Annotated in this window: 4 protein-coding genes; 3 read left to right on the top strand and 1 reads right to left on the bottom strand. The window is 60.7% G+C overall.

The features are described 5' to 3' along the window. The 3 genes from D6877_RS10110 to D6877_RS10100 all read left to right on the top strand — a co-directional run. On the top strand, nt 1-449 hold a 449-nt coding region (locus D6877_RS10110), incomplete at its 5' end, for an SDR family oxidoreductase (RefSeq protein WP_130910662.1). A 190-nt stretch (nt 450-639) separates the two neighbouring features. Further along, entirely contained in the window at nt 640-2,040 is a 1,401-nt protein-coding gene (locus D6877_RS10105; RefSeq protein ID WP_130910659.1) for a PLP-dependent aminotransferase family protein, read from the top strand. A 108-nt stretch (nt 2,041-2,148) separates the two neighbouring features. Then, nucleotides 2,149-4,116 carry a methyl-accepting chemotaxis protein gene (locus D6877_RS10100; protein ID WP_130910658.1) on the top strand — a complete coding sequence of 656 codons (1,968 nt, stop codon included), beginning with the start codon at nt 2,149-2,151 and terminating at the stop codon, nt 4,114-4,116. A 255-nt stretch (nt 4,117-4,371) separates the two neighbouring features. Here D6877_RS10100 and D6877_RS10095 read toward each other — a convergent pair whose 3' ends face one another. Beyond that, nucleotides 4,372-5,130, bottom strand: a complete 759-nt coding sequence (locus D6877_RS10095) for a hypothetical protein (RefSeq protein ID WP_178083664.1) — start codon at nt 5,128-5,130, stop codon at nt 4,372-4,374. Nucleotides 5,131-5,565 lie beyond the last annotated feature (435 nt).

Genomic DNA, 5,565 nt, shown 5'->3' with positions numbered 1-5,565 from the left:
CGCTGGACGAGTTCGACGCGATCATGGGCGTCAACGTCAAAGGCGTCTGGCTGTGCATGAAGTATCAGTTGCCGCTGTTGTTGGCGCAGGGCGGTGGCGCGATCGTCAACACGGCGTCGGTAGCCGGGCTGGGCGCAGCGCCGAAAATGAGCATCTATGCGGCGTCGAAACATGCGGTGATCGGCCTGACCAAGTCGGCGGCGATCGAATACGCGAAGAAGAAAATCCGTGTCAACGCAGTGTGCCCGGCAGTGATCGATACGGACATGTTCCGCCGTGCCTACGAAGCCGATCCGAAGAAGGGCGAATTCGCCAACGCCATGCACCCGGTCGGGCGCATCGGCAAGGTCGAGGAAATCGCCAGCGCGGTGCTGTATCTGTGCAGCGATGGCGCGGCGTTCACCACCGGGCACTCGCTGGCGGTGGACGGCGGCGTGACGGCGTTCTGAATGTTGTCGTTATACAAAGAGCCCGCCTGCGTGCGGGCTTTTTTGCGTCTCGCGTCCTGGGATGTGAATACAGTTAAACAATGTGTATCAAACCGTTAGAACTGCCGCATTTGGCGGCGTTGTCGCACAGCCTCGGCGGCGCGGCTGTGATTTACTGCTGCCAGCAAAACTGACAGGAGTTTGCGAGCTCATGGAACTGAGAATTGACCGACAGGCAATGGTGCCGGTCGTGCAGCAGATTGTCGATGGAATGACTGACTGGATCGTGCAAAGCGGTATCCCGCCGGCCACCCGGTTGCCCTCCGTACGGCAAATCGCCCGGGGTAATCTGCTCAGCCAGTCGTGCGTCGTCGAAGCCTGCGAGCGCCTGGTTTCGCAAGGTGTGTTGACTGCGCGTCAGGGCGCCGGATTCATCGTCGCGGCCGCGCCGTCGTTGCGCGAAGCGGACTCGGAACTGGCAACGTTCGAGGGTCGCCAGGCATGGTGTGATGAGGTGAACGCCTCAACGAATCGCTTGATATTGGGCCAGGGAAGCCTGCCGCCGAGCTGGCGCGAGCCCGACGACCTCAGCTACGCGCTGCGCGAGGTGGCACGCACCGACATGGCGAGTCTGTTCAATTACAGCTCGCCGCTGGGGCTGCCAGCGTTGCGCGAGCAGATTGCCAAGCGCCTCAAACTGCTGAATATCGACGCCTGCAGTACCCGGGTGATGAGCACCAGCGGTGCCAGTCATGCGCTGGATCTGATCGTGCGTACCCTGTTCAAGGCCGGCGATTGCGTGGTGGTGGAAACGCCCGGATATGCACCGTTGTTTGACCTGCTGCGTCTGCACGGCGTACGCATGCTCGAAGTTCGTCGCACGCCGAGCGGGCCGGACACCGAAATGCTCGAGTCGGTGCTGCGTCAGTTTCGTCCCGCTGCCTTGTTCATCGGCAGTCATCACCACAATCCCACCGGCAGTTGCCTGACGCCCGCCGTTGCCCAGCGCATCGTGCAGTTGAGCAAGATCTACGACCTGCGCGTGATCGAAGATGACGTCTATGCTGATCTGCACACCGGCAACGGTACGCGGCTGGCAGCGCTGGATCATGAGGGAAGGGTCGCTTATGTGGGCAGCTTCTCCAAGACACTGAGCAGTTCGTTGCGGGTCGGTTTTGTCCTGGCGGACAGCGAGCTGCTGACGCGGCTGGCTGAGGTCAAGATGATCAGCGGCCTGGGCTGTTCGAGGCTGGCCGAAGCGGTGCTGGCCAGGCTGATGGCGACCGGCGCCTATCGCAAACTGGTGCAGCGCCAGCGCCAGCGCTTGAATGCCGATCGCGCGGCGGCCTTGCAGGCTCTGGAAGATGCCGAGTGGGAAGTGTTCGGCAAGCCGGTTGGCGGGCTGTTTATCTGGGCGCGGGCACGCTTGCGCGACCAAGCGTCGGTGCGCAGGCAGGCCCAGCGTTGCGGGCTGGAGTTATCAGCAGCGGACGCCTTCAGTCCCAGCGGTGAGTGCGGTGACTGGCAGCGCATCAATGTGGCCTGTGCCTGCGACCCTCGGGCTCGGCAGTTTTTTCGCAATACTTGCGCGGATCGACCTCAAGCATTCTGAAAACGACGCGGGCGTAGCTTTTTGCCATTATTCCGACGCCAGAGTCTTGTGCTGGTTCGAGCCCGTTGCGAATCTTCGTTCACAGACTTTGGCAGGGGACTACGCGCAATGATTTCGGCCGTGCAAGGACGTTTTGCCAACCTCGGTATGGCGAAAAAACTGGGTATCGGATTTGTGCTCGTCTTGTTGCTGACTGCGTTGGTGGCGGCGATCGGCGTCTGGTCGCTGCAAACCATCAGTCTGCGTTTCGACGGCTTGAAGCAGATGTCCGCGCTCAACAGTGGCCTGCTCAAGGTGCGCCTGCTCGAGCAGGAGTACGCGCTGCGCGGCAACCCGAAAACCGCCGACGCCTTGCGCGAGGGCGTCGATGGGCTGATTGTTCTTGCCGGTGAGCTCAAGGCACATTCACCGGCCAATGTGCCGGTGATGAGCGATGTCGAGCAAGCCCTGGGCGCGTATCGCAAGGCCTTCGATGAATTCGTCTCGCTGAGCCAGGCCAAGGACCTCGCGCTGGAAATGGCCAGTTGGTCGGTGTCCAGCGTGGCCAATAACCTCGACGTGTTGCAGAGCGGGCTGGCCGATGATGGCGCCTATACGCTGAAAGACACCGAGGGCAAGGACGGCGCGCAGTTCATCGAACAGGCGAATCAGGTCAGTCAGGTCTCGCGACTGATGCTGCAGGCGATGAACGAAGCGCGGGTGCGGCTGGACCAAAGCCGCAAGGGCGATTCCGACAATGCCGGGCAAGGCAACATCGAGCAGGCCGCGCAAGCGCAGGAGCAGGCCGAGGCGTTGAAAAGCACGGTCAAGGACGAGGGCTATCTGACGGTGCTCAACGAAGTGTCGGGGCATATCGCCGGATTCAACGAGAAACTGGCGGAGTACACCGGTTTGCTGGCGCAAGAGAAAACGGTTTATGACCAACTGCATCAGCGCGCGGCGCAGGTGGTGGACCGGGTCAATCAGGCCTATGTCGCCGAAGATGCTTCGATGCAGGCAGAGCTGAAAAAGAATACGGTGTTGATCATTGGCTCTTCGGCGCTGGCCTTGTTGGTCGGATTGCTCGCTGCATGGGTGATCACGCGTCTGATTGTGGCACCGTTGCGCAGTGTGATTCGTGTGGCGCAGCAGATTGCTGCGGGTGATCTGACGGCGAAGGTCGAGGTAACGCGCCGCGATGAAATGGGTCAGCTGATGTTGGCGATGCAGCAGATGGCTGCCGGCCTCGGCACGATTGTCAGCGGCTTGCAGGCCGGTATCGAGCGCTTGGCCGGTTCCGCGCAATCGCTGTCGGCGGTGACCGAGCAGACCAATCTGGAGGTCAACAGCCAGAAGGAGGAAACCGAGCAGGTCGCCACGGCCATGAACCAGATGACCGCCACCGTGCATGACGTAGCGCGCAATGCCGAAGAGGCGGCTCTGGCGGCGCAGACGGCGGATGACAAGGTCGAGAGCGGCCAGCAGGTGGTGCGCCAAAGCATGGCGCGGATCGAGCAGTTGGCGGATTCGGCGACTTCGGCCAGTTCCAGCATCGAGAGCCTCAGCGCCGAGATTCAGAATATCGGCACGGTGCTGGAGGTGATCAAGAGCGTGGCCGAGCAGACCAATCTGTTGGCGCTGAACGCGGCGATCGAAGCGGCGCGGGCCGGCGAGCAGGGCAGGGGGTTTGCCGTGGTGGCCGATGAGGTGCGTGCGCTGGCGCGGCGTACGCAACAGTCAACCGAGGAGATCGAACGCTTGGTGAGTGCCTTGCGGGCGGCGGCGCAGTCGTCGGTGCAGCAGATCCGCAGCAGTGGTGAACTGGTGAAGCTGGCGGTCAGTGATGCGTTGCAGACCGAAAGTGCGCTGGGGAGTATTGCGGCGGCGGTGTCGATGATTCAGCAGATGAATCAGCAGATCGCTGCGGCGGCGGAGGAGCAGAGTTCGGTGGCGGAGGAGATCAATCGCAGTGTTACGCAGATTCGTGCGAGCGCGGATCACTCTTCCGTGGCGATGCGCGGGAATGCGGCTTCGAGTGTTGAGCTGGCGCAGTTGGGCGGGGAGTTGCGCTCGATGGTTGGGCATTTTCGGCTTTGATTCTTGGCGGCCTTTGGGCCGGCCAGGCTCTCGGCTTCGCCGCGTGGGGATGGCCCGGGTTTGCTTTTGCTGTTCTGTGGGAGCTGACTTGCCAGCGAAGGCGGCCTGACAGCCGACCGATTTTTACCTGAGAACACTGCTTCCCAATGTGGGAGTGAGCCTGCTCGCGAAAGCGGTCTTCAATTCACATTCTCTTCCAAGTCGCCCACAAAAAAGCCACCAATAACGGTGGCTTTTCTCCCCAGCATTCGCGACTCAGTCGTAAATCACTTTCTTCTTCCAGTCGGCATCCGCTTCGGCATCTTTCAAGCCGGCGGTCAGTTGGTTTTCTTCACCTTCCACCGGGGCGATCTTGTCCATGACCTGGGCGTTGGCTCGGGCGAGGAGTTTTTCCAGATATTGCAGTTGCTCGGCATACATCTGCGGATCCTGCTGTTTGCGCAGATATTGCACGCCGCGTTCGAAGGCGAGTCGGGCCTGGCCGGGTTGGTTTTGTTGCAGGGACTGTTGGCCGAGGTTGTTGAAGAATTCGATGTGCAGCAGCACGAGGATATGGCGCACTTCGCGAATCCATTGTTTGGCTTCGTTCGGAGGCAGGAAACCGTCGTGGGCGGCGCGGGTGATCTGGCCGTGCAGGGCTTCGAGGAGGAAGCGCACGTCTTTGGCCTTGGCTTCGGTCAGGATCGGCGCGGGCGGGTTGTTCACCGGGATCGATTCGCCCTGGGCAACGAGGGCGCTGAGTTCGGTGATGCGGGCCTTGGTGGTTGCGCTGGTCTTTTCCAGATTGAGCAGGCGCTGGCAGACGTTGAGTTCCAGGCGGGTCAGCAGCAGTTTCAGCGCCGGGGTCATGAACTGGCCAGGGAAGGTTTCGGTCAGTTCGCCGCATCGGCGCAGGCGGTCGTTGAGTTCGACTTTGGTGCGGGCCTTCTCCAGTTTGTTGTTTTCCACCACATGGTTCATGTAGCCAATGGCGATCAGAATTGCGATCCCGGCTACGACTAGCAGGGTGATCATGAGTGGTGTCACCGGTAAGACCTCTTTATAGGGTTCGCATGCGAGTGTAGTGGCTGGGCATTTACGCGCCTAGCGCCGCTCGACGGGTTTGATCGGCTGCTGCAATCTGTATCGGCCGCCGGCTGTATAGATGAATGCTGGCGCTTGATGTGCAGATTGCCATCACTGTGCGGTGACTATAACGTCTTGGCGAGTGGCGGAATATAGGCGTCAGGTTTCGGACGACGGAAAAGCCCTACGCGGCCCGTAATCCAGGTCGAAGTCATTGATTTAAATAAATTTATATCAGGGGGTTGACGACCCCTCAATCCATCCATAGAATGCGCGCCACTTGCAGCGTAAAGCACACAGCGAAACGCGGCAGGGAGTGAATGTTGTAGTGTGTCCCCTTCGTCTAGTGGCCTAGGACACCGCCCTTTCACGGCGGTAACAGGG

Origin of the sequence: Pseudomonas sp. Sample_9, from assembly GCF_004307535.1 — a bacterium.
In the GTDB taxonomy this organism is placed as follows: domain Bacteria; phylum Pseudomonadota; class Gammaproteobacteria; order Pseudomonadales; family Pseudomonadaceae; genus Aquipseudomonas; species Aquipseudomonas mercuritolerans.
Note: the sequence above shows the minus strand (reverse complement) of the source record. Positions and strands in the feature narration are given on the sequence as shown.